The organism is Mucilaginibacter sp. P5_A6 (assembly GCF_056400585.1).
In genome coordinates, this window is sequence record NZ_JBFUKZ010000041.1 from 1 (window position 1) to 24,672 (window position 24,672).

The 24,672-nt window shown below is 39.9% G+C and carries 12 protein-coding genes and 1 pseudogene; 12 read left to right on the forward strand and 1 reads right to left on the reverse strand.

Annotated elements, in window-relative coordinates; genetic code table 11:
- The 12 genes from AC1DO4_RS26645 to AC1DO4_RS26700 all read left to right on the forward strand — a co-directional run.
- Window positions 1–2,924 (forward strand): response regulator (locus AC1DO4_RS26645; RefSeq protein ID WP_477420804.1); only part of this gene is annotated, 2,924 nt, incomplete at its 5' end.
- 573 nt (window positions 2,925–3,497) lie between these two features.
- On the forward strand, window positions 3,498–6,734 hold the full coding sequence (locus AC1DO4_RS26650) for a SusC/RagA family TonB-linked outer membrane protein (RefSeq protein WP_477420805.1): 3,237 nt from the start codon (window positions 3,498–3,500) through the stop codon (window positions 6,732–6,734).
- 10 nt (window positions 6,735–6,744) lie between these two features.
- The gene (locus tag AC1DO4_RS26655) at window positions 6,745–8,595 is read left to right on the forward strand and encodes a RagB/SusD family nutrient uptake outer membrane protein (protein WP_477420806.1); all 1,851 of its coding nucleotides are present in this window, start codon (window positions 6,745–6,747) and stop codon (window positions 8,593–8,595) included.
- 102 nt (window positions 8,596–8,697) lie between these two features.
- The gene (locus AC1DO4_RS26660) at window positions 8,698–12,036 is read left to right on the forward strand and encodes a VCBS repeat-containing protein (RefSeq protein ID WP_477420807.1); all 3,339 of its coding nucleotides are present in this window, start codon (window positions 8,698–8,700) and stop codon (window positions 12,034–12,036) included.
- 4 nt (window positions 12,037–12,040) lie between these two features.
- A complete protein-coding gene (locus AC1DO4_RS26665; protein ID WP_477420808.1) occupies window positions 12,041–13,381 on the forward strand; it encodes a vanadium-dependent haloperoxidase in 1,341 nt (446 codons plus the stop codon).
- 99 nt (window positions 13,382–13,480) lie between these two features.
- Window positions 13,481–15,304 (forward strand): glycoside hydrolase family 35 protein, encoded by a 1,824-nt coding sequence (locus AC1DO4_RS26670; protein ID WP_477420809.1) that lies wholly within the window; start codon window positions 13,481–13,483, stop codon window positions 15,302–15,304.
- 128 nt (window positions 15,305–15,432) lie between these two features.
- Entirely contained in the window at window positions 15,433–18,189 is a 2,757-nt protein-coding gene (locus tag AC1DO4_RS26675; RefSeq protein WP_477420810.1) for a glycoside hydrolase family 2 TIM barrel-domain containing protein, read from the forward strand.
- A 280-nt stretch (window positions 18,190–18,469) separates the two neighbouring features.
- Window positions 18,470–19,246: a 3-deoxy-8-phosphooctulonate synthase gene (gene kdsA, locus AC1DO4_RS26680; RefSeq protein ID WP_477420811.1), complete on the forward strand. Its 777-nt coding sequence runs from the start codon at window positions 18,470–18,472 to the stop codon at window positions 19,244–19,246.
- A 104-nt stretch (window positions 19,247–19,350) separates the two neighbouring features.
- Window positions 19,351–20,286, forward strand: a complete 936-nt coding sequence (locus AC1DO4_RS26685; RefSeq protein ID WP_477420812.1) for a KpsF/GutQ family sugar-phosphate isomerase — start codon at window positions 19,351–19,353, stop codon at window positions 20,284–20,286.
- Between the two features lie 271 nt (window positions 20,287–20,557).
- Entirely contained in the window at window positions 20,558–21,859 is a 1,302-nt protein-coding gene (locus AC1DO4_RS26690; RefSeq protein ID WP_477420813.1) for a nucleotide sugar dehydrogenase, read from the forward strand.
- Window positions 21,860–22,083: 224 nt separating this feature from the next.
- On the forward strand, window positions 22,084–23,487 hold the full coding sequence (locus AC1DO4_RS26695; RefSeq protein ID WP_477420814.1) for an undecaprenyl-phosphate glucose phosphotransferase: 1,404 nt from the start codon (window positions 22,084–22,086) through the stop codon (window positions 23,485–23,487).
- A 1-nt stretch (window position 23,488) separates the two neighbouring features.
- Window positions 23,489–24,271 (forward strand): ABC transporter substrate-binding protein, encoded by a 783-nt coding sequence (locus AC1DO4_RS26700; protein WP_477420815.1) that lies wholly within the window; start codon window positions 23,489–23,491, stop codon window positions 24,269–24,271.
- 60 nt (window positions 24,272–24,331) lie between these two features.
- Here the strand turns inward: AC1DO4_RS26700 and AC1DO4_RS26705 are convergent.
- Window positions 24,332–24,672: pseudogene (locus AC1DO4_RS26705) on the reverse strand (LTA synthase family protein); the annotation flags it as partial.

The following is a 24,672-nucleotide window of genomic DNA, read 5'->3' on the forward strand; positions in this document are numbered from 1 at the left end:
CTTATAAAGACCATTCAAATACATTATGGTTTGGCTCTTATTCACACGGACTTTTCCGGTATGAAAAAGAAACAGATTCATTTACTAATTTCATTCATAAAGCAAACGACCCAACAAGCATCGGTTTAAACGATGTAAGGGTGATTCTCGAAGATTCAAAAAACAATTTATGGGTTGGAACAAATGGAGGAGGGTTAAGTTTATTATCTGCCGGTAGTAGTAAGTTTGTTAATTATAATCCGCAGAATAGTAATATTAGTTCAGATTATATTCGTGCACTTTCCGAAGATAAATATGGCAATCTTTTTATAGGAACATACGCCTCTGGCCTTAAATATTATATAAAAAATCAAAATAAATTTATCGATTATTTTAGCAGGGCCCAGGCAGAAAAATTTTTGCCCAGTAACTTTATATACTCTTTGTATTTAGATAAAAATGAGAATCTATATATAGGTACCGAGGGGGATGGCCTCGTTTTATATGATATAAAAAACAAAAAATTTAAACGATATACAGAAAAAGATGGATTAGCGGATAATACTGTAAATGCAATACAAAAAGATGAGGCAGGTATTATTTGGCTAAGTACTAATAAAGGTTTATCGCGGATTGATGTACAAACAAACAAAATTATTAATTACGATGGTTCGGATGGATTACAAGCGGGACAGTTTAACCCAGGTTCATCTATGTATTGCAGTGCCGGAAAATTTATGGTTTTTGGAGGAACTGAGGGGTATAATGTTTTTTATCCGGCAGAAGTTAAACAAAACCTGTTTAAGCCAAAAGTTTTAATCACCGGCCTTCAGCTATTTGGCAAAGAGGTTGAAGTTGGACAAAAAGACAGTATATTAAGTGCGGCTATCAATGAATCAACTCAAATTACTTTAAGCCCCAGTCAATCGGTTTTCTCTATACAATACGTGGCTTTAAATTACGCTTATGCCGAAAAAAGTGAATTTGCCTATAAACTGGCAGGGTTAGATAAAAATTGGAATTATGTAAAAAATCAAAGATCAGTTACTTATCGGTATCTTCCTGCAGGTGATTACGTATTTAAAGTTAAAGCAGCAAATCAGGATGGTATTTGGTTTGCTAATTATGCTACGTTTAAAATAAGGATTTTACCCCCCTGGTATAAAGCATGGTGGGCCTATTTAAGCTACTTATCAATAATGGTAACGCTGATTTATTATTATTTGAGTTATCGCAGTAATGAGGCTAAGTTAAAGTATGAGGTAAAAATAGCACAGATATCTGCTGAAAAAGAAAAGGAACTTAATGAACGAAAATTATCTTTTTTTACTAATATTTCTCATGAGTTTCGGACACCGCTTACTTTAATTATAAACCCCGTTAAGGAATTATTATTTAACCCCGGAGAAAGAGAGACCGAAACAACTAATCTGAGTATTGTTTTTCGTAATGCACGCCGGCTGTTAAGTTTGGTTGATCAGTTATTATTATTCAGAAAAGCCGAGAGTGATTCTGATAGTCTTAAAATTGTAAGGCTAAATATTGTGAACCTATGTAAAGAGGTTTTTTTGTGTTTCAGCCATCAGGCTAAAAGTAAAAATATCTTGTTTGATTTTGTTTCTGAAACAGATACGATAGAAATATTCGCCGACAGGGAAAAAATAGAGATCGTTTTATTTAACCTGATATCAAATGCGTTAAAATTTACGCCCGATTGTGGAATGGTAAATTGCTACATCTCGCAAACAGAAACTTCGGTGAACATAGAAATTAAAGACACAGGAAGTGGAATAGCAGAAAATATAGGTGAACAATTATTTGACAAATTTTACCAGGTACAAAATGAGCTGCCATTAAGCGGTGGATTTGGTATTGGCCTTTATCTTGTAAAGAAATTTATTGAAAGCCATAAGGGTACTATCAGTTACATTAGTTTAAATGGGGCTGGTACCATATTTAAGGTTTGTTTGCTAAAAGGGAAAGAACATTTAAGCCCCAATTTAATTTTTGAAGATGTTGTAGAAACCTCGGTTTTCTTAGATGAACTTATTGAAAGTTATGAGGAAGTTCCCGTACCGAGTAAGGATTCAAATGCTGTTAGAAGCAAAAAAAACGATCCATTTAATTTGGAATCAAAATCAATGCTGATTGTGGATGATAATGAGGAGATGAGGCAATATTTGAAGCAAATTTTTTCGGCAAATTTTGAAATTTATGAAGCAGCAGACGGTTCTGAAGGTTTGGATATGGTATATCAATTTTTACCGGATATTATTATCAGCGATGTAATGATGCAGGGAATAAGCGGTTTAGAGCTATGCAGCAGAGTTAAAGAAGACCCTGCGCTAAGTCATATCCCGGTTTTATTATTAACCGCAAGCTCGTCTCCAGAAATTAAGCTTAAGGGAATAGAGGGTGGGGCCGACGATTATATAAGTAAACCATTTGAGCGGGAGTTCCTGGTTGCCCGGGTTGCAGGTATACTTAAAAGTAAAAATAACCTGCAAAAATATTTTTATAATGAAATAACCTTGAAGTCAAATGACCTTAAAGTTCCGCCTGACTATAAAGAGTTTTTGGCAGCGTGCATCAAAGTTGTAGAAGACAACTTAAGTGACAGTGATTTTTGCATTAAAACTTTGGCTGATAAGATAGGCATGAGCCATTCAAACCTTTATAAAAAGATCAGGGCAATTTCCGGACAGTCGGCTAACGGATTTATACGATTTATACGCCTTAGAAAAGCTGCCGAAATGTTTCTTAAAACTGATTGTACTGTTTCTGAAGCTGCCTATAAAGTTGGTATCAACGACCCCAAATATTTTAGAGAACAGTTTAGCAAGCTGTTTAAACTTAACCCTTCTGAATATATTAAAAAATTCCGGGTACCTTTTCACGCTAATATTACCAGGAATGCTGTGAAAGTAAAAATTAGCAAAAATTAATTTTAAGTAAACTCAGAAGAGCCTGATTTTACCTATAGTTTACCAATTACCCCCTCAAGTTGTATGAATTTACCCCTCATTAGCGGGGTTTATTATACGCATCTTAGTGCTGCCAATTATAAATGTACAACCCACATTTATTATTATTGAAGTAAAAGTATATATATAATATTAAGTTATTAAATACAGGTTTAGCAACAGTCAGTACTTTATAACGGATACTGGGATTATAAAGACTGACCTTACTATAACTTGATTAGCAAGATTAACGGCATAATTTCAGTAATTGTTATTACTAAAAAGGAATATAATCCGGATCTGCTTTTATATCCCTTTATTGAATTGAACCAATTATAATTTAATAAATAAACCTAAATAATCAATATGGAAGATAAACCAACATAACCCTCCCCAATCTATAGGCAAATGTCATAATGTGACCAGTCCTAAATCACCCCGCTTTTATAGCGTGCATTAAATATTAATTAACTTAAATAAGCTAATATGGAATACAATTTACATAAGACTGTAAACTTGTTAAGGGTCTTTAAAATTGCGCTGAGTCAAATATTAATGGCTTTAATATTTGTTGGTTTGTCATACGCCGGCGTAGCAAAAAACAAAAAACCAGGATTTACAAAAATAAAAGTGGGGAAAGGTAATGAAAATGCCCCCATAAAAATTTCGGGAAAAGTAACCGACCTGGTAACAGGTGAAACCTTAGTTGGAGTATCAATAAGGATTAAGGATTCAAGTAACGGATCGGTAACAGATGTAAACGGAAACTTTACACTAACAGCTCCCGATAATGCAGTATTAGTTGTATCATATATTGGCTATAACACGTTGGAAGTGCCTGTAAATGGTAAAAGCACCCTTAACATTAAATTACAGCCATCATCCAAAGGATTGAATGAGGTTGTGGTGGTTGGTTATGGTGTACAAAAGAAGGTGACAGTTACAGGTTCTGTAACATCTGTTAAGGGGGACGAATTGGTAAAATCTCCGGCTGTTAACCTTTCTAACTCTATAGCCGGGCGTATGCCGGGTGTTATTGCCATGAATGGAAGCGGCGAACCTGGTTATGATGGTTCAACCATTCGTATCCGCGGTACAAATACCCTGGGTAATAACGATGCATTGATCGTTATTGATGGGGTTCCATCTCCTGCCGGCCAATCGAATATTGACCGTTTAAATCCAGCAGATGTTGAAAGTATCTCGGTATTGAAAGATGCTTCTGCGGCTATTTATGGCGCAAGGGCGGCCAATGGTGTTATTTTGGTTACTACCAAGCGTGGTAAATTGGGCAAACCCGAGCTTTCTTACACCTATAATAAAGGATGGGCTCAGCCTACTATGCTACCCAAAATGGCTAATTCAACCGAATACGCCACAATGGTGAATGAAATAGACCTTTATGGTTTGCCTTCACAATATTGGACCGCAGCTTCTGCTGCATTTAAAACAGCGGGAAAATTTACCAGGCCAGATAATGCGGCTACAACAACCGCTACATTTCAACCTGCCGATTTTACAAAATTTGCTGATGGTTCTGATCCATGGGGACACCCTAATACCGACTGGTTTAAAGCTACTCTAAAAGACTGGTCTGGTCAATCACGTCAAAACGTACAATTATCAGGCGGTTCCGAAAACATAAAGTATCTTACTTCAATAGGGTACCAAAACCAGGATGGATACTACAAAAACTCGGCTACAGGGTATAAACAATATGATTTCCGCTTAAACGTTGATGCCAAGGTTAATAAGTATATCAGTACATCTATAGGTGTAGCGGGCCGCCAGGAAAACCGTTTCTTTCCAGACGGAGGAACTGCGGGTGATATATTCAGAATGCTGATGCGTGGTTATCCATACAGACCGGCTTATTGGCCAAATGGTTTACCAGGACCAGATATTGAAAACGGTCAGCAACCAGTATTGATTACTACCAATAAAACCGGTTATGCTAAGGATACGAGATATTCTCTTCAGACAAACGGAAAAATTGATATATCGATACCGGGAGTACCAGGCTTAACAGTTAGCGGAAATGTTGCTCTCACTAAATACATGCAACAAACCAAAGCCTGGCAAACACCATGGTATGTGTACAGCTGGGATAATGTTACCAAAGATGCAAATGGTACCCCGGTACTTACCAAAGTAGCCCGCGGGCCTGCCCAGGCAAGGCTTGATCAAGGCTCCGATGATCAGCTAAGCAGCCTGCTTAGCGGAATAGTGACATATAACCACAGTTTTGGTAATCATAACATTGTATTACTTGCCGGTGTAACCAAAGAAAAATCAAACGATAGCCAATTTGGCGCCAATCGTAAATATTTTAACTCGGTTGCTATCGATCAGTTAAATTGGGGAGGTAGTTCAGAAATAGGTAATTATGGTACTGCCTGGGAAAAAGCCCGTTTAAATTATTTTGGCAGGGTTGGGTATAATTATAAAGAAAAATACCTGGCAGAGTTTTTATGGCGTATAGATGGTTCTTATATGTTTCCGCAAACTCACCGTTTCGGTTTCTTCCCGGGTATATCGGCCGGATGGAGAATCTCGGAAGAAGATTTCTTTAAAAACAATATAAAATTCATTCAAAATTTAAAACTGCGCGGATCATGGGGACAAATGGGTAACGACAATGTTGTTAAGCCCCTTACCAATACTTTAGCAGAATACTCTTATCTTCCATTGTACAACGTTGGATCATATATAATTAACGGCGTACCAACCCAGTCATTATTTGAAAACGTGGCACCAAACCCGAATTTCACCTGGGAAGTGGCCAATAATAGCGATGTTGCGTTGGAGGGAACTACATTAAACGGAAAATTAGATTTCTTACTGGAAGGATTTGTGAACAAGCGTACCCAAATATTATGGGCACCTACAGCTTCAGTGCCTGCAACTGCAATACCAACTGGGTTACTGCCCCCTGTAAATTATGGAAAAGTGACTAATAAAGGATGGGAATTTCAATTATCTTATCATGATAAAATTGGTCAGGTGAGGTACAATGTAGGTGTTAACGGCGGGTATTCCAAAAATAGGATTGATAAATGGGATGAGGTTCCGGGAGCGCCTGCCTGGCAAAAATCAACCGGGCATCCTATCGGAAGCCAGCTTTATTACATATATACCGGTATATTTTCTACCCAGGCTCAGGTTGATGCTAATAAGGTTGATTACAGCGGTGTTGGGGGTAGTAAACTTAACCCGGGCGACATGATGTATAAAGATGTAAATGGCGATGGTAAACTTACTGGGGATGATCAGGTGAGGAGTGATAAAACCAATCAGCCTACCTTTCAGGGAGGCTTCAATTTTGGGATTCAGTATAAAAATTTCGATTTAACTGTTTTATTCCAGGGTGCCGCTGGCGGACAGATTGTCTTTCAAACCGAGTCGGGAACAATTGGTAACTTCACGCAATACAGTTACGACCATCGCTGGACGGTTGACAATCCAAGCACAGTGTCCCCCCGCACAGTTGATAGAAATAACCAGTATTTTTCTGGAGGATACTACAATTCTGCAGGGACCCTTATCAATGGAAACACTTATTGGTTGTTAAATACAAATTATATCAGGCTTAAAAATGCTGAACTTGGCTACACTATTCCTACAGCGTTAACTTCAAAAATTGGTATAAGCAATTTACGGATATATGCAAATGGCCTTAACCTGCTTACATTTTCTAAACAGAAAATTTATGATCCTGAATCAACCAGTTCGTCTGGTCAGTATTATCCGCAGGCAAGAGTCGTTAATATGGGCGTAAGTGTAAAATTTTAATTTGAACGATATGAAAACATTTATAAGAAATATTTCAACAATTGCGATGCTCTCGGGAGTGCTGCTGACTTCGTGTAAGAAAGACTTTTTAAGTACAAAACCATCGAATCAGGCGCCGGCAGACCTTACCTGGGGAGATCCAAACCTTTCCGAAGCCTTTGTTACCGAGCTTTATAACGGCTTACACGATGCCGAGCTTAACCAGGAAAGTATGGATTGTATTACCGATAATGCCCTCTATAATTTCGGAAAGCAGGATATAATGGAGGCCAATATAAGTCCTTCGCATTTAGGATGGGTCAACAATACATATGAATGGAATGAAATGTACGCCCGGATAAGGTCGGCCAATCTTGCTTTAGAGCAACTTGGCAAGTCTGCACTTGATAAAGCATTGGTTGACAGGCTTTCGGGAGAAGCTCATTTTATGCGTGCATACTTTTACAATCAAATGCTGCGCTATTATGGCGGCGTTCCAATTGTAAAATCCACTTATGATCTTAATTCTCCTGATTTTACCGTTGCCAGGAATACGTATGCCGAATGCGTTGATTTTATAGTGAGCGAGTTGGATGCAGCCAGTACTTTGTTGCAAGGTAAAAGTCTGGGAAAAGGGCGTGCTACCGCCGATGCCGCAGTAGCTTTAAAAATAAGGGTGCTGATGTATGCAGCCAGTAAGCTGCATACTCCTGGCGGGGTAGCCTCATTAAGCAGCATAAGTACTGGTAGTACTCCTTTTAAAAATCCCGAACTTTTAGGTTATACAACTGCTGATGCTGGTCGCTGGCAGAAAGTTTATGATTTGGCAAAGGCATTTATCCTTAAAGGTGGATATGGTTATGCCCTTGATTTATCTGCTCCTGCGAGCGCCGCCGATGGATTTACAAATTACCAAAATTCTTATTTGTCAAGAAATGGCGGCGAAAATGAGATAATTTTTGCCCGCTATTTCAGCAATAGCAAAGATGAATGGGGTGCATGGTATGGCAGAAACAATTGTACCAATGGATACCATGGCTGGACATCAAGTGAGCCTACGCAGAATATGGTAGATGATTATGAAATGATGGACGGTTCAAAATTCGATTGGAACAATGCGGCAGAAAAGGCAGCTCCTTATTCTAACAGGGATCCCCGTTTTTATGCATCTATTTTATATGATGGTGCGCCATGGAAACCGCGTACCCCGGATGGTGCAGGTATAGATCCTTACAATGAAATACAAATGGGCACTTATCAAACAGGCAGCTCAGGCAGTCCGGTAACTTATTTTGGTTTGGATACAAGAAACGGCCCAATTGAAAACTGGAACGGAACCCGTACCGGTTATGCTATCAGGAAGTTTATGGATCCTAACCCGGCTATTGTTGATCAGAACACCCGGTCGGAAGTGCCATCACCTTTAATAAGATACACTGAAGTTGTATTTAACTTTGTAGAAGCATGTCTTGAATTAAATAAGGAGGATGAGGCCAGGACATGGCTCAATAAAATCCGTTTCCGTTCAGGAATGCCTGCAATTACAGACGCCGGTGATGCACTGGTGCAACGATACAGAAACGAACGAAACGTAGAACTGATGTTTGAAGAGCAACGATTTTATGATGCACGCCGCTGGATGATTGCGCCGACAACATTGGGCAATAAAGTAAGGATCATAAAAATTACAGGGGCCTTGAAAACGGGTAAAACGGTAAATGTTTATAGGTACAGTACTGATAATTACAATTACACATATACGGTACAGGATCTTGATCCTGGAGTTGAAAATCGTACCTGGAAGGATATTCTTTATTTCCCGCCTATTAGCCGCGATGAGATTAACAAAAACAAGAAGTTAGTTCAAAATCCAGGTTATTAACTGCAGGGATTATAAAATTCTTATATATTTATCCTAAAGAATGCCGGTAGTAAAATGCCGGCATTCTTTTAAATTTTAGTCCATTAATTTAAGCGGCACCTGGTGAATACAAATATTAAATTATTCTCACAATTACTTTTTATCGGAATTATTGCATTAACAAGTTGTGGTCATCCAACCGAAAATAAAGAAGCGGACGAAAACAACAATAACCCTTTATTTACCTTACTCTCTGCAGAGCAAACACATGTAGACTTTAGCAATACTTTAACCGAAGGTTTAAATACCAATGTGCTGATGTATGAGTATTTTTACAATGGCGGAGGGGTAGCCACCGGTGATTTAAACGGCGATGGCTTGCTGGATATATATTTTACCGGTAACATGACCGACAACAAACTGTACCTTAACAAGGGACATATGCAGTTTACAGATATTACAACCGTAGCAGATGTGGCTGGCCGTCCTGGTCCCTGGAAAACAGGAGTTACTATGGCCGATGTAAATGGCGATGGTAAGTTGGATATGTATGTTTGTTATTCGGGCAATGTAAGGGCCGAAAAACGCCAGAACCAGTTGTTTATTAATACAGGAAACGACAAAGATGGAATACCACATTTTACAGAACAGGCACAACAGTATGGTTTAGCTGATGCCGGGTACAGCACACAGGCAGTTTTTTTTGACTACGACAGGGACGGTGACCTGGATATGTTTTTATTAAATCACAGCCCTATTCAGTTACCTGTTTTAGATGAGGTAAATACAGCGGCTATCTTAAAGAAATCAAATTCGCCAAATGGCGTACGACTATATAAAAACGAAAATAACGTTTTTAAAAATATAACAGAACAGGCCGGAATAAGCAGTTCTGATTTAACCTACGGCCTTGGAGCGGCGATAGCCGATATCAATGGTGACGGATGGCCGGATATTTACATATCAAATGATTATACCATACCCGATTTTCTTTACATCAACAATGGTAATGGTACCTTCACCAATAAATTGCAATCTTCTCTGGGGCATACCTCACAGTTTTCTATGGGGAATAATGTTTCGGATATAAATAACGATGCCTTACCGGATATTTTTACGCTCGATATGCTTCCCGAAGATAATCGCAGGCAAAAGTTATTGTTTGCGCCGGATAATTATGAAAAATTTGGCTTAACTCTTCGTACGGGGTTCTATTATCAGTATATGCGCAACATGTTGCAGATAAACAATGGTAATGGTACTTTCAGCGAGATAGGGCAACTATCAGGTATCTCAAATACCGATTGGAGCTGGGCTCCATTATTTGCCGATTATGATAATGATGGCTGGAAAGATTTGTTTGTAACCAACGGTTATACCCGCGATTTTACCAATATGGATTTTGTGAAATATATGGGCGACTTTTTGAAAGATAAGAGAATGATGCGCAAGGATATATACAATTTGGTACAACAAATACCATCTTCGCAGGTAAAAAGTTACCTTTTCAAAAATAATGGCAATTTAACCTTTACCAATAACAGCGCCGCATGGGGGATTACGCAATCGTCAAACAGTAATGGCGCTGCTTATGCCGATCTGGATAACGATGGTGACCTTGATCTGGTGACAAACAATATTAACCAACCGGCATTCATCTATCAAAATGAAGCGGACAAGCAAGCAAATAACCATTACCTGCAGCTTAAGTTAAACGGCGCCGAAAAAAACACACAGGGTATAGGAGCAAAAGTTACCATTTACGTAAAAAATAAAAAACAATACCTGGAGCAAATGCCAAGCCGTGGCTTTCAGTCAAGTGTTTCACCAATATTGCATTTTGGGTTGGGTAAGGATAAAGAAGTTGATTCGCTGCGAATAGTATGGCAGCAGGGAAAGGAGCAGGTTTTAAAGAATATCAAAACCAATCAACAACTAACGCTGGAAGAAAAAAATGCAGTTAACATCGCTCAAATACCCCAAGCCATAAAATCCATTTTTGCAGAGGTAACATCGCCAATAGCAAACAAACAGGAGAAAAATGCCCTTAACGATTTTAAACGGCAGCCGCTAATGGTAAACCCGTTATCGTTTTCAAGTCCGTGTATGATAAAAGGCGATATAAATGCCGACGGATTGGAAGATGTTTATGTAGGTGGTGGCAACGGGAAACCGGGTACAATATATATTCAGCAGGCCGGTGGTAAATTTGCGGTAAAACCAGAGCCCGCTTTTGAAGCCGATAAAAAAAGCAATGACGCAGATGCGGTATTTTTTGATGCCAATGGTGATGGAAAACCGGATTTATATGTATGTTCAGGGGGCTATGATAATTATATGCCTGATGATCCTTTATTACAGGACAGGCTTTATTTAAATGATGGGAAAGGCAATTTTACTAAGACAAAAGATGCATTACCAGCAATGCGTAGTAGTAAAAGCTGCGCAAGAGTGGCTGATATTAATGCAGACGGGCATTTGGATCTGTTTGTAGGAGGAAGGGCAATACCTGGCAGATATCCGGAAGCTCCCCAAAGCTACATCCTCGTAAATGATGGTAAAGGGCATTTTACTGACGAAACCGTAAAATATAACTCGGGCCTGCAACACGTGGGTATGGTAACCGATGCCGCATGGGCAGATATGAATGGCGATAAAACGCCAGATTTGGTTTTAGTAGGAGAGTGGATGCCGGTAACCGTAATGATCAACGAAAAAAATGGTAAACTTATAAACAGCGCTAAGGCGTATTTTGATAAACCCAACAGCGGCTGGTGGAATAAGATACTGGTAGAGGATTTTAACCACGACGGCCATCCCGATCTGCTTGTTGGCAACCAGGGACTAAATACCCAATGCAAAGCCAGTGATAAAGAACCTGCAGAAATGTACTATAAGGATTTTGATGATAACGGAGCGGTTGATCCTATCCTCTGTTTTTATATTCAACACCAGAGTTATCCATACGTTTCAAGGGATGAGCTTTTGGAACAGATTAGTATGATGCGTTCGCGGTTCCCGGATTATAAAAGCTATGCTGATGCCTCCCTTACAGATATATTTACCGCTGTAGAATTAAAAGGAATGGGTCATTTACAGGCTAATAACCTGGCCACTACTTGTTTTTTAAGTGATGGCAAAGGTAGGCTGCATTCATCCCCATTGCCTTTACAGGTTCAGTCTTCACCCGTTTTTACAATAACTGGTCTTGATTATGATCATGATGGCAACAAAGATTTGCTTTTATGCGGTAATATTAACAGGGCCAGGTTACGTCTGGGCAAATATGACGCAAATTACGGCATATTATTAAAGGGTGATGGCAAGGGCCATTTTGAATATATCCCCCAACTCCAATCAGGGTTTAAATTATGGGGAGATGTGAGAAGTGTTATAGAAATTAATCAAACATTATTGTTCGGGATCAATCAACAGGGAGTAAAAGCCTATAAAGAATTTTAATTACATGAAAAGAAAGGCATTTTTAATAACTATCCTGTTTACCGCGGCTATGTTATATAACAGCTGCAGCAATAAGAAACAGGCAGAGCCGGTATTAACCAGTGCCGATATTACCAAAGTGATTGATCATATGACTGTTATTATGATCCATGATGTAACCAATCCTCCTTTGGCTGCGCGTTTCTTTTCGTATACCTGCCTTGCAGGTTATGAAGTTATTGCCGAAAATGACAAAAGTGTTAAAAGCATGTATGGCGTTTTAAATGAATATCCAATTATTAAAAAACCGGCGTATGCTAAGGGATATGCATATCAGTTAAGTGCTTTAATAGCCATGATGGAAACTGCTGGAAAGCTGCAGCCATCGGGTAGCTTATTGATCAAATATGAACAGAGCTTTTTGGATTCGTGTAAAAAGATAGGCTTTACTGACGAGGTTATTGATAGTTCTAAACATTACGGGCAGGCAATTAGCAAACAGATACTTGCTTATGCCAAAAAAGACAAATACAACAGGATCAGTAATTATACAAGGTATACTCCACTTGGAAAGGATGGTGACTGGGACCCCACACCTCCGGCTTATATGGCCCCGGTCGAACCTTATTTTAATACCATTCGTCCGCTTACGCTCGATTCGTCCTCTCAGTTTTTGCCAGATCCACCCATACCTTTCTCCACTGATAAGCACTCCGCTTTTTATAAATACATGATGATGAACTACAAAGCAAGCGGAAAAGGATTAACAACCGAACAACGCACCATAGCGGGCTTTTGGGATTGCAATCCATTTGCTGTTCAGGACAACGGGCACATGTTGATAGGCTTAAAAAAGATATCACCGGGGGCGCATTGGATGGGAATTACAGGCATCGCTTGCAGACAAACAAAAACCGGGTTTTCAAAAGCGCTGGAGATTCATACTATGGTAGCTACAGGATTATTGGATGGTTTTATATGTTGCTGGGACGATAAATACCGGACTAACCGGGTTCGTCCGGAAACGGCTATCCGCAAATATATTGATGTTACCTGGAAACCGCTGCTGCAAACACCTCCATTTCCTGAGTATATCAGCGGTCATTCGGTAATATCATCAGCGTCGGCAGTAATTCTTACCCACTACTTTGGCAACAATTTTCATTACACAGATAATGTGGAAGTAAAATATGGACTCGCTCCACGTAGTTTTAATTCATTTAACCAGGCCGCTACCGAAGCAGGTATGTCTCGGTTTTGGGGAGGTATACACTTTAAAGATGCAATTGATAATGGTATAATACAGGGTGTTAAAGTTGGCCAATGGGTATTGGCCAAATATAAAGACCCGGTGGTGCATCATTAAATGGTGCGCAATTTTTCGATCAGTAGTCTGTTTTTTTCCAAGTCAATTATAACTCAACCTGCGCTGTTGTAAAATATAAAAAGCTTTAATAACGTCTTTATGAAACTCAAACACCTTGCACTATTTATTGTATTTTTTTTAAATGTCATCAATACATTTGCCCAAACTCACACCTTTGCCTTAGGTGATGAGGCATTTTTATTGGATAGCAAGCCCTTCCAGATGATTTCGGGCGAGATGCATTACCCACGTGTACCCCGTGAAGCCTGGCGTTCGCGCATGAAGATGGCGAAAGCGATGGGCCTTAACACCATAGGAACCTATGTTTTCTGGAACCTGCACGAGCCTCAAAAGGGGAAATTCGATTTTAGCGGTAATAACGATGTGGCCGAGTTTGTACGCATAGCCCGGGAGGAGGGATTATGGGTTATCCTGCGTCCAAGCCCTTATGTATGCGCCGAATGGGAATTTGGCGGCTATCCTTACTGGCTGCAAAACGAGAAAGGGTTAGAAGTACGCAGTAAAGAATCACAATACCTTAAAGAATATGAAAGCTACATTCAAGAGATAGGTAAACAACTTGCTCCGCTGCAAATAAACCATGGCGGTAATATATTAATGGTGCAGATAGAGAATGAGTATGGCTCCTACGGCAGCGATAAGGAATATTTGTCCATCAATCAAAAACTATTTAAAGAGGCCGGTTTCGATGGCTTGCTTTACACCTGCGACCCGGCTCCCGATTTGGTAAAAGGCCATTTACCGGGCCTGTTGCCGGCTGTTAACGGGCTGGATGATCCGGCTAAGGTGAAAAAAATAATCAACGACAATCATGATGGCAAAGGGCCATACTACATTGCCGAATGGTACCCGGCCTGGTTTGACTGGTGGGGCACTAAACACCACACCGTACCAGCCGAGCAGTATGCAGGTCACCTTGATTCTGTTTTGGCAGCAGGGATATCCATTAATATGTATATGTTTCATGGTGGTACCACGCGCGGATTTATGAATGGCGCCAATTATAAAGATGGAACACCTTACGAACCACAGATCAGCAGTTATGATTATGATGCGCCGTTGGATGAGGCGGGTAATGCCACGCCAAAGTTTATGAAATTTAGAGAGGTGATCCAAAAGCATTTGCCTGCCAATGTACAATTGCCTGTCGTTCCTGTAGCAAAACCAGCTATCCGTATCCCGGCAATTAAATTTACCCGATCGTTAAGTGTGTTGAATGCCTTGCCAGCTCCGAAAGCAAACATCACTCCGCTTACTTTTGAAGACCTGCATCAGGATTACGGTTTTGTATTGTACCGCAGTACTATCCAAGGCGGCAAAAACGGTTTGCTTAAGCTAAAGGAATTAAGGGATTACGCGGTTGTAATGGTCAATGGAAAAACAGTAGGAACGCTGGACCGGAGGCTGAAGCAGGATAGTTTAACCCTTACACTACCCGCCGGCAAAGTAACCCTGGATATTTTGGTTGAAAACCTTGGCCGTATCAACTTTGGTAAATACCTGTTACAAAACAAAAAAGGGATCACCGAAAAGGTGCTTTTTGACGGCAGCGAGGTGCAAGGCTGGAAAATGTATTCCTTACCTTTCAGTAACGTAAAAGCGATCGGGTTTGGAGCAGCAAAACAAAATTCGGGTTCTTCACCGGTTATTAAGCAAGGAAGCTTTAACCTTGACGAAGTTGCAGATAGTTATCTTGACATGGGGCAGTGGGGTAAGGGAGTGGTATGGGTAAATGGGCACAACCTGGGCAGGTACTGGAATATCGGTCCACAGCAAACGGTGTACCTGCCTTCAGAATGGCTTAAAAAAGGACATAATGATATAGTTATCCTGGAATTACTGAAGCCGGAACAAAACCAGGTATCGGGAATAAGCACACCCATACTAAGCCAACTACAGTAACTTAGTTTAAACCATTTATAGATAAGGGATAGTTTTGGTTAACAGCTTAAATATTAATTAGATTAGTCAGGTTAATGCCAGGTCCAATTAATCTGTTAGTACCAAAACACCCTTTCAAATAAATAGGAATGCGGAAAATAGCACTTTTACTCGTTTTATTATGCGGCTTAGTTTATAAAGCCGGGGCTCAGCAAACTATTATACAATACCTATCCGGCGTTGATAAAGATCATACCGTGAACTGGGATTTCTATATCAATACGGGCCAAAAAAGTGGTTCATGGAATAAAATTGCGGTACCATCTAACTGGGAACAACAGGGATTTGGCACTTACAATTATTACAGGGATACTAAAAATCCCGAAGAGCAGGGAAAGTATAAATATCATTTTAAAGTAGCTGCTTCAAATAAGGGTAAAAACGTTTTTATTGTTTTTGAAGCTTCCATGACAGATACCGAAGTGAAAATAAACGGGCAATCTGCCGGCTCGGTTCACCAGGGAGGATTTTATAGGTTTAAATATGATATTACTAAATTACTGAATTTTGGAACCGATAATCTGCTTGAAGTTACAGTTAGTAAAAGATCGGCTAATGAATCCGTTAACCAGGCTGAGCGTAAGGCTGATTTCTGGCTTTTTGGCGGTATTTTTCGACCGGTATACCTTGAGATTGTTCCTCAAGCTTTTATCGACAGAATAGCCCTTAACGCACAGGCAAATGGCGCGTTAACCCTTGATGTATTTACTGCCAATGCCAATAGCAACCATGTTATTAAGGCGCAGGTACAAAAGCTTAATGGGCAACCTGTAGGCAAACCTTTTAATACAAAGGTATCGGCAGGTACGCAAAAAACAACCTTACAGCAACAAATAAATAATGCAGCACCCTGGAATCCCGAATCCCCCTACCTTTATAACCTCGTAATATCTATGGTTGGTACACAGGGCACTGTTCACGTTATAAAGCAGCGTTTTGGTTTCCGTACAGCAGAGTTAAGATTGCAGGATGGATTTTATGTAAACGGCAAAAAGGTTGTTTTTAAGGGAGTATGCCGGCATAGTGAATGGCCGGAATCGGGCCGGGCGCTAAGCAAAGATATTAGCCTGATGGATGTTAAGCTGATGAAGGAGATGAACATGAATGCGGTAAGGATGTCACATTATCCGCCTGATCAGCATTTTTTAGATGTGTGCGATTCATTGGGCCTTTTTGTATTGGATGAACTAACCGGCTGGCAGGCTAAATATGATACGGAAATAGGTAAAAAGCTGGTGAGAGAACTGGTGGTGAGGGATGTAAACCATCCATCAATAGTGATATGGGATAATGGGAATGAGGGCGGCTGGAATGCGGATCTTGATACCGAGTTTTCAAAATATGATCCACAAAGCCGTTGGGTTATTCATCCCTGGGAAAAATTTAATGGTACGGATACAAAACATTATCCTGATTATAATTACGTAACCAATGCTGTTTTATATGGTAAAGAACTATTTTTTCCGACAGAGTTTATGCATGGATTGTATGACGGTGGGCAGGGTGCTGGTTTAGACGATTTCTGGAGCCTAATGCGCAAACATCCTTACTTTACGGGCGGTTTTTTATGGTCTTTTCACGATGAGGGTGTAGCCCGGACAGATAGGAACGGGCAGATAGATGTGCAGGGTAATGCCGCGCCTGATGGCATATTAGGCCCTCACCGCGAAAAGGAAGGGAGTTTTTATACTATCAAAGAAATCTGGTCGCCGGTAGTGATTGAGGATAGTTATATACCGGCAGTATTTGATGGAAGACTGGAAGTTGAAAACAGGTACCTCTATACCAATCTTAATAAATGCTCTTTTAAGTGGAAGTTGGTATCCCTGCCATTGCCTGGCAATAGTGATCTTGATGGTAAAGTTAATGCAGCAGGAAATGTAGCTCCCATTAATCTTGAACCTGGTAGCAAAGGTTATTTGCAGGTTAATTTGCCTGCAAACTGGCGAAATAGCGATGTGCTTTATTTAACGGGCAAGGGGCCGGATAACAAAGAGATATTTACCTGGAGCTGGCCGTTAAAATCACCCGGAAGCGAGCCAGCCAAATTTATTGCTCAAAGCGCCGCCAAACCAAAGATGGCGGAGCAGGATAGTAGCCTGATCATTAATACCGATGGCATCAATTATTTTTTTGACACTAAAACGGGCTATCTGCAAAAGGTGATAACACCAAAATCGGTTATTGATTTAAAAGACGGACCGGCATTGGCAGGTGTGAAACATACGCTTAAAAAGCTAAACCATTATGCCTCTGGTGAAGATTATATAGTGGAGCCGTTATATGAGGGAGGCCCGCAATTTAATGTGAAATGGATATTCCATTCGGGTAAACCTGTTAAGCTTGATTACCAATTTAGCCGACAAGGAGAATTTGATTTTTCGGGGATCACCTTTAACTATCCCGAAGAGCTGATAACTGGGATGCGATGGGAGGGACGGGGCCCGTATCATGTTTGGAAAAACAGGATGAAAGGTCAGCAGTTTGGTGTTTGGCACAAAAATTATAACAATACCATAACCGGTGAAAGCTGGAACTATCCGGAGTTTAAAGGCTATCACGCAGAAGTATATTGGGTTACTGTCGAAAATAAACAAGCTTCCTTTACCGTTTACACTACCCAAAAAAATACCTTTTTGCAAATGCTTAAACCCGCAAAAGCCGCAGGTTCGGGTAACGATAATACTAACCCTCCCTTCCCGGAGGGGAACCTTGGCTTTATGAATACCATTAGCGCAATTGGTACTAAGTTTCAAAGCGCGGATAAATTAGGCCCGCAAAGCCAAAAAAACATACAGTTAAATTATACGCCGGTAAGCGGTAGTTTATGGTTCGATTTTAGGTAATCGGAAATTTTATTTTTTTACAAAACGGCAGATAGCGGGGCATTAATCCTGTTAAAAGCATTAATGCTCCGGAAAATTGAGGCGGTAAGTAAAACCTCCATAATTTTGCCGGGAAGGAATTGCCGATTGGGGAAGGCTACCGCCAATTGGTAACGGCATTAATTGAAGCTAATAGTTAAATGGGGCTGTTAAGTTTTGTAATTGGAATAAATGTTTGTCAATTGTTTTCCATTCGTGAAATCCGGGCTTATAATTATCTTTGCCTTATATTCTACATAATATGTTGTTTGAGCAAATGCGGCAGAAGCCGTTCTTTATATTAGGTCCCTGTGTAATGGAGAGCCAGGAACTATTGTACCAGGTGGCAGAAAAAGTTGCAGAAGCAGGTCAAAAATATAATGTACCTGTAGTATTCAAATCATCATTTGATAAAGCTAATCGTACATCTATACACTCATACCGCGGTCCGGGTATTGGAAAAGGGATGGAAATGCTTCAGAACGTTAAGGATAAATTTGGGTTACCTGTTTTAACGGATATTCATGAGCCATTCCAGGCAGCTATAGTTGCAGAAGTGGTTGACATTCTGCAAATTCCGGCTTTTTTATGTCGCCAAACCGATCTGTTGGTAGCCGCGGCCGAAACGGGTAAAATAGTGAACGTTAAAAAAGCACAGTTTCTTTCTGGCGCAGATATGTTTTACCCGGCGCAAAAAGTGCTGGAAGCTGGTAACAGCCAGGTAATACTTACCGAGCGTGGCAACATGTATGGCTATAATAACCTGGCAGTTGATTTCAGGAATATTTATGATATGAAGGCATTTGGTCATCCGGTTTGTATGGATTGTACCCATTCGGTGCAACGTCCGGGCGGGGCAGGTGGTAAAACAGGTGGCGACCGTACTTTTGTGCCTATGATGGCCCTGGCCGCTAAAGCTTTTGGTGCCGATGGTTATTTCATAGAAACCCACCCTGATCCGGATAACGCATTAAGCGACGGCCCTAATATGCTTAAGCTGCATGATCTGGATGGTTTGATTGCATCGTTAGTATCCTGATAGTGTTTGATCAGCTATTGGAAGTTTCAAAATTTTAACCTGCTGCTTGTAAATAAAATGAACTTATATTTCTGGAAATTCTAAAATCCAGGAAATTATGAACAATGAAGGATATAGCCAAAAGAGTTTTTGATATTGAGATTGAATCGCTGCAACATGTGGCCGGCTTAATTGATGATGAATTTACTAAAACGGTAAATGCCATATTAAGTAATACCGGTAAGCTTATTGTAATAGGCATTGGTAAATCGGGACTTATTGGCAAAAAAATTGCCGCTACCTTAGCCAGCACCGGTACTCCCAGCTTTTTTCTTCATCCGGGCGAGGCTTTTCATGGAGATTTGGGTATGGTTAGCACAAATGATATCGTAATGCTGATTTCTTATTCGGGCGAAACAGACGAGGTACTCCGAATTATTCCATTTTTAAAATGGAATAATAACCTGGTTATTGGAGTAACCGGAAATCCAAACTCAACGGTTGCTAAAAACAGTCACCACCACTTAAATGTTAAAATTGCCCGCGAGGCTTGTCCGCTTGAACTTGCGCCAACTTCATCAACCACTGCCGCTTTGGTAATGGGGGATGCACTTGCCATTGCTTTAATGGAATCGCGTGGCTTTAAACAACATGATTTTGCACGTTTTCATCCAGGCGGAAGCCTAGGGCGTAAATTGCTCACAAAGGTTAAAGATCTTATGCGGACCGATAAACTGCCATTTATTGAGGAGCAGGCAACGTTCATGAATCTGTTATTAAAAATGTCTGAAGGGAGGTTGGGTATGGTAATGGTAGGAGATGCTGCTTATATTAAAGGTATAGTTACCGACGGCGATTTGAGAAGGGCCTTATTAAAACATCCTGATACAGCGACTTTAACCATAGTAGAAATAATGACCGAAAATCCTGTTATTATAGACGAAGACGAGTTTGCAAGCCACGCAGAACAGCTTATGCTGGAAAAAAAAATTACTACTTTGCTTGTAGGTTCAGCACTAAAAAGGTCAATTTCGGGGGTTTACCAGCTCTATAATCCTTAAGCCGGGCAAAAAATAATCCTGCCAGGACCGTGCCGGGATCTACGGAGTCATAAATCCGGCAGGAAGATTCTACATAATTTCTCCAAAAATGGACAGGCAACTGATTAACAATTATAGATATACGCGAAAAGCGAGGATGATAACAAATGACACAGATTTCGTAAATCACCTGGCAATCTGTTAGATACTAAATGGAGCCATTCTTTAACGTACCAGGGACAATGATTGTAGCAAAATTAATTAACTTTACTTCATCTATACTACCTTATAAATGTTTGAACCACCCCCAACTATCCGCATTGCAATAATTGGCCTTGGCTATGTTGGCTTACCATTAGCTGTTGAATTTGCCAGGAAATTCCCGGTAATAGGCTTTGATATAAAACAAAGCCGCGTAGATGAATTAAATAGGGCATTTGATCGTACGCTTGAAACCGATACAGAACTATTAAGGTCGGTTTTGTTACCGGGCAGTACCGGAAACGGGCTTATTTTTACTTCAGATGTTCAGGATATTGCAGATTGTAATGTGTATATTATCTCTGTACCTACGCCCACAGATCAGCATAATCGTCCCGATTTGGGTTTGTTGATAAAAGCAAGCGAATCGGTTGCTAACGTGCTCGTGGCCGGTGACGTGGTTATTTACGAATCTACTGTTTATCCCGGAGTTACCGAAGACGTATGCGTACCGGTGCTTGAAAGGCTATCAAAACTAAAGTTTAACATCGATTTTTTTGCCGGATACTCGCCTGAGCGAATCAATCCGGGAGATAAAATACATACACTTACTAATATTTTAAAGGTAACGTCGGGCTCAACACCTGAGGTCGCCGATTTTATCGACGGGCTTTATCGAACAATTGTTAATGCTGGTACACATAAAGCTCCGAGTATAAAAGTTGCTGAAGCTTGTAAAGTGATCGAAAACTCACAGCGGGACATCAATATTGCCTTTGTGAATGAACTGGCCAAAATATTTAATATTATGGGCATTGATACACATGCGGTTTTAGAAGCTGCCGGTACCAAATGGAACTTTCTGAATTTTAAACCGGGGCTTGTTGGCGGTCATTGCACAGGTGTTGATCCATATTACCTTGCTCAAAAGGCCCAGGAGGTTGGTTATCATCCCGAAATTATATTGGCCGGCCGGCGGCTTAACGATGGCATGGGTACTTATGTAGCGCTTGAGGTTATTAAACTAATGATTAAGAAAGATATCCCGGTTAAAAACTCAAGTGTATTGGTGTTGGGTTTCACTTTTAAAGAAAATTGCCCGGATGTACGTAATACAAGAGTAATAGATATTGTAAGGGTTTTAAGCGAATATGAAGTTTGCTACGAAATATATGATCCCTGGGCCGATCCGTCTGAGGTTAAACAGGAGTATGGGGTACAAACAATTAAGACCGTTGATGGTTTAAAGGGGGGATATGACGCTATAATAGTTGCTGTTTCGCATGCTGAATTTTTTAACCTGAACTATAACTCATTAAAGAAAACCCCATTCTCGGTTATATACGATATAAAAGGAGTGCTCGATAAAGATATTGTTGACGGACGGTTATAGTATTGTCGGAGTTATAAAGTTATATTTGCGTTTTTATGATGCAAAGGGCGATAAAGTTTTCTAATAATTTTATATTTGATTTTACAATAATTTCTAAATTTTTAATTTTGTCAATCATGCCCTAACATTTTTGTAATAGATTGTGCATTTCAATTATCACATTGTTATTTTAAATAAATATGCTAATTTTAGCGGGTGTTGTATACTTCAAGAAGCTCTAATACATGATTCACAGATACGCTACTTTTATAAAAGCAGTGAACCTTACCATTGATTATATTATACTTAATATGAGCATGGTAATTTCTTACTTTATTGAAGACAGGTCATACATTTTTTGGATAAATAACAGGAAATATTTGCCTATCGTTTTAGTTTTTAATTTGATCTGGTTATTGTCTGCCAATATCACCGGTTTGTATGAACATGTTTTAAATAAAGACTCTATAAAAACTTATCGTGGTGTAATAAAAACATACCTGTTGTTTGTAAGTTTTATTTGTTTCACCATTATAATACTTATAGGTACAAAGGCTTATTTTATTACACGGGAGTATTTGTTTTACTCATTAGCTTTGTTCGGCTTTTTGCTGGGATTATGGAAACTGGTATTTCTTACGATCCGAAAGAGTGACAGGGCATCTTTAATTGATACCAGGGCTGTAATTATTATTGGTGGCGGACGTATAGGATCTGATCTTTACAGCTTTTTTAAACAAAACCCCGAACGTGGTTATAGCCTGATTGGTTTTTTTGATGATAATCCCGAAAAAGTAAGCGATAATCATTTGTATTTAGGGGGAACCGATGATTGTATAAGCTATGTGCTGAATAATAAAGTTGACGAGATATTTTGTACACTACCAAACTCAGAAGCACAAACTATTGAACGTTTGATGCTTGATGCCGACAAAAACCTCATCAGGTTTAAATTTATACCTGAGTATTATGACTATGCGAAAAAACCAACCTTTATACAAAGCTTTGGGCATATCCCTGTAATATCAGTAAGACCTGAGCCACTCGAAAACATGCTCAACAGGTTTATAAAACGCCTTTTTGACGTTACGTTTTCGTTATTTATTATTCTGTTTGTTTTTAGCTGGTTATTCCCTATACTCGCAATCCTAATCAAATTGGAGTCAAACGGACCGGTGTTTTTTGTCCAGGAGCGCTCAGGCAGGGACAACAAACCATTTAAGTGTTATAAGTTCCGTAGTATGCGGGTAAATAAAGATTCGGATAAAAAGCAGGCTACACGCGGCGATTCCCGTATAACCAAAACAGGCGCTTTTATCCGTAAAACGAGCTTAGATGAATTACCGCAGTTTTTTAACGTGATATTGGGCAACATGTCTGTAGTGGGGCCAAGGCCACATATGATAAGCCATACACAGCAGTATTCGCAACTGATAGATACCTTTATGGTGAGGCATTTTCTTAAACCAGGTATCACCGGCTGGGCGCAAATAAACGGTTTAAGGGGCGAAACACAAACTACCCAGGCTATGCTTGAGCGTGTAGAGGCTGATGTTTGGTATCTGGAGAACTGGTCGTTCCTGTTGGATATGAAGATTGTTTTCCTCACTTTCTGGAATGCGTTAAGGGGCGAGAAGAACGCGTTTTAACATGGCTGTGTTTCACGATCAGCTAAATCGTGCGATGGAATTATCTACTGTTCCTAAAAAGATCATATCTGTTGTTCCGTCCCAAACCGAGCTGTTGTTTTATTTGGGACTGGATGCCAGTGTTATCGGCATTACTAAATTCTGTATCCATCCGGAGGAAAAAGTTAAAACAATAACCAAAGTAGGGGGGACCAAACAGCTGAAGATCGATCTGATCAGATCTTTAAACCCCGACCTTATTATTGCCAACAAGGAAGAGAATGAACGCGGTCAGGTGGAAGAATTAATGAAGATATGCCCGGTTTGGATAAGCGATATCCATGATCTTGATACAGCACTTGAGATGATCCGGAGTGTGGGTTTAATAGTCGGCCGCAGGGAAGAAGCAAAAACTTTATGTAATGATATAAGCCATGGTTTTAGCACTTTGAGCTTACCCGGTTTAAATCTTAGAGTAGCCTACTTCATATGGCGAAAACCCTACATGGCAGCTGCTAAAGAAACTTATATTGATAGCCTGCTGCAAAAGTGCGGCCTGATTAATGCCTTTGCAGCAAACAGGTATCCTGAGGTTTCTGCAGAGGAACTGGTTAGGGTTAATCCAGGTTTGGTGTTTTTGTCATCTGAACCTTATCCATTTAAGCAAAAACATATTAATGAATTTAAACAGTTGTTGCCAAAGGCGAAAATCATTTTGGTTGATGGCGAAATGTTTTCCTGGTATGGCAGCCGGTTACTATTGGTGCCAAAGTATTTAAAAGAGCTGATAGAAAAACTTGCTTAAGATTATTATTTAGTACCCATTGTATTACTTATACACTAACATGGGCTAAATAATCAAACGTTATTGCTTGTTTAGCTTTCCGTTTACAATCCTGTCTGTATAATCCTGGATAAAAGCTTTACAATCAAGCACACCCTTGTTCATTTCGGGGTTTAGTGTGCTATTCGCCAGGTTTTTTTCTAAACCTTTATCAGCAGCCGTAAATATTCCGGTAATTGTTTTTCCATCAAATAAATAAATATAATTGCCCTGCATAAGCTGGTAAATATTGCCTGGCGAATTTATTACTCTTGGGGTTTCGGCGGGTACATTATTGATTAAACTTCTGCCCCATGATCGGATAGGTTTATTATAGCCTATCAGATCAACTAATGAAGGGTATATATCCATCTGTGAAGCAA

Bases quoted from the DNA above. Each gene is read 5' to 3' on its own strand.
- AC1DO4_RS26695 (WP_477420814.1), top strand. From the start codon at position 22,084: ATGATTCACAGATACGCTACTTTTATAAAAGCAGTGAACCTTACCATT.
- AC1DO4_RS26670 (WP_477420809.1), top strand. From the start codon at position 13,481: ATGAAACTCAAACACCTTGCACTATTTATTGTATTTTTTTTAAATGTC.
- AC1DO4_RS26650 (WP_477420805.1), top strand. From the start codon at position 3,498: ATGGCTTTAATATTTGTTGGTTTGTCATACGCCGGCGTAGCAAAAAAC.
- AC1DO4_RS26655 (WP_477420806.1), top strand. From the start codon at position 6,745: ATGAAAACATTTATAAGAAATATTTCAACAATTGCGATGCTCTCGGGA.
- AC1DO4_RS26700 (WP_477420815.1), top strand. From the start codon at position 23,489: ATGGCTGTGTTTCACGATCAGCTAAATCGTGCGATGGAATTATCTACT.
- AC1DO4_RS26690 (WP_477420813.1), top strand. From the start codon at position 20,558: ATGTTTGAACCACCCCCAACTATCCGCATTGCAATAATTGGCCTTGGC.
- AC1DO4_RS26685 (WP_477420812.1), top strand. From the start codon at position 19,351: ATGAAGGATATAGCCAAAAGAGTTTTTGATATTGAGATTGAATCGCTG.
- AC1DO4_RS26665 (WP_477420808.1), top strand. From the start codon at position 12,041: ATGAAAAGAAAGGCATTTTTAATAACTATCCTGTTTACCGCGGCTATG.
- kdsA (WP_477420811.1), top strand. From the start codon at position 18,470: ATGTTGTTTGAGCAAATGCGGCAGAAGCCGTTCTTTATATTAGGTCCC.
- AC1DO4_RS26675 (WP_477420810.1), top strand. From the start codon at position 15,433: ATGCGGAAAATAGCACTTTTACTCGTTTTATTATGCGGCTTAGTTTAT.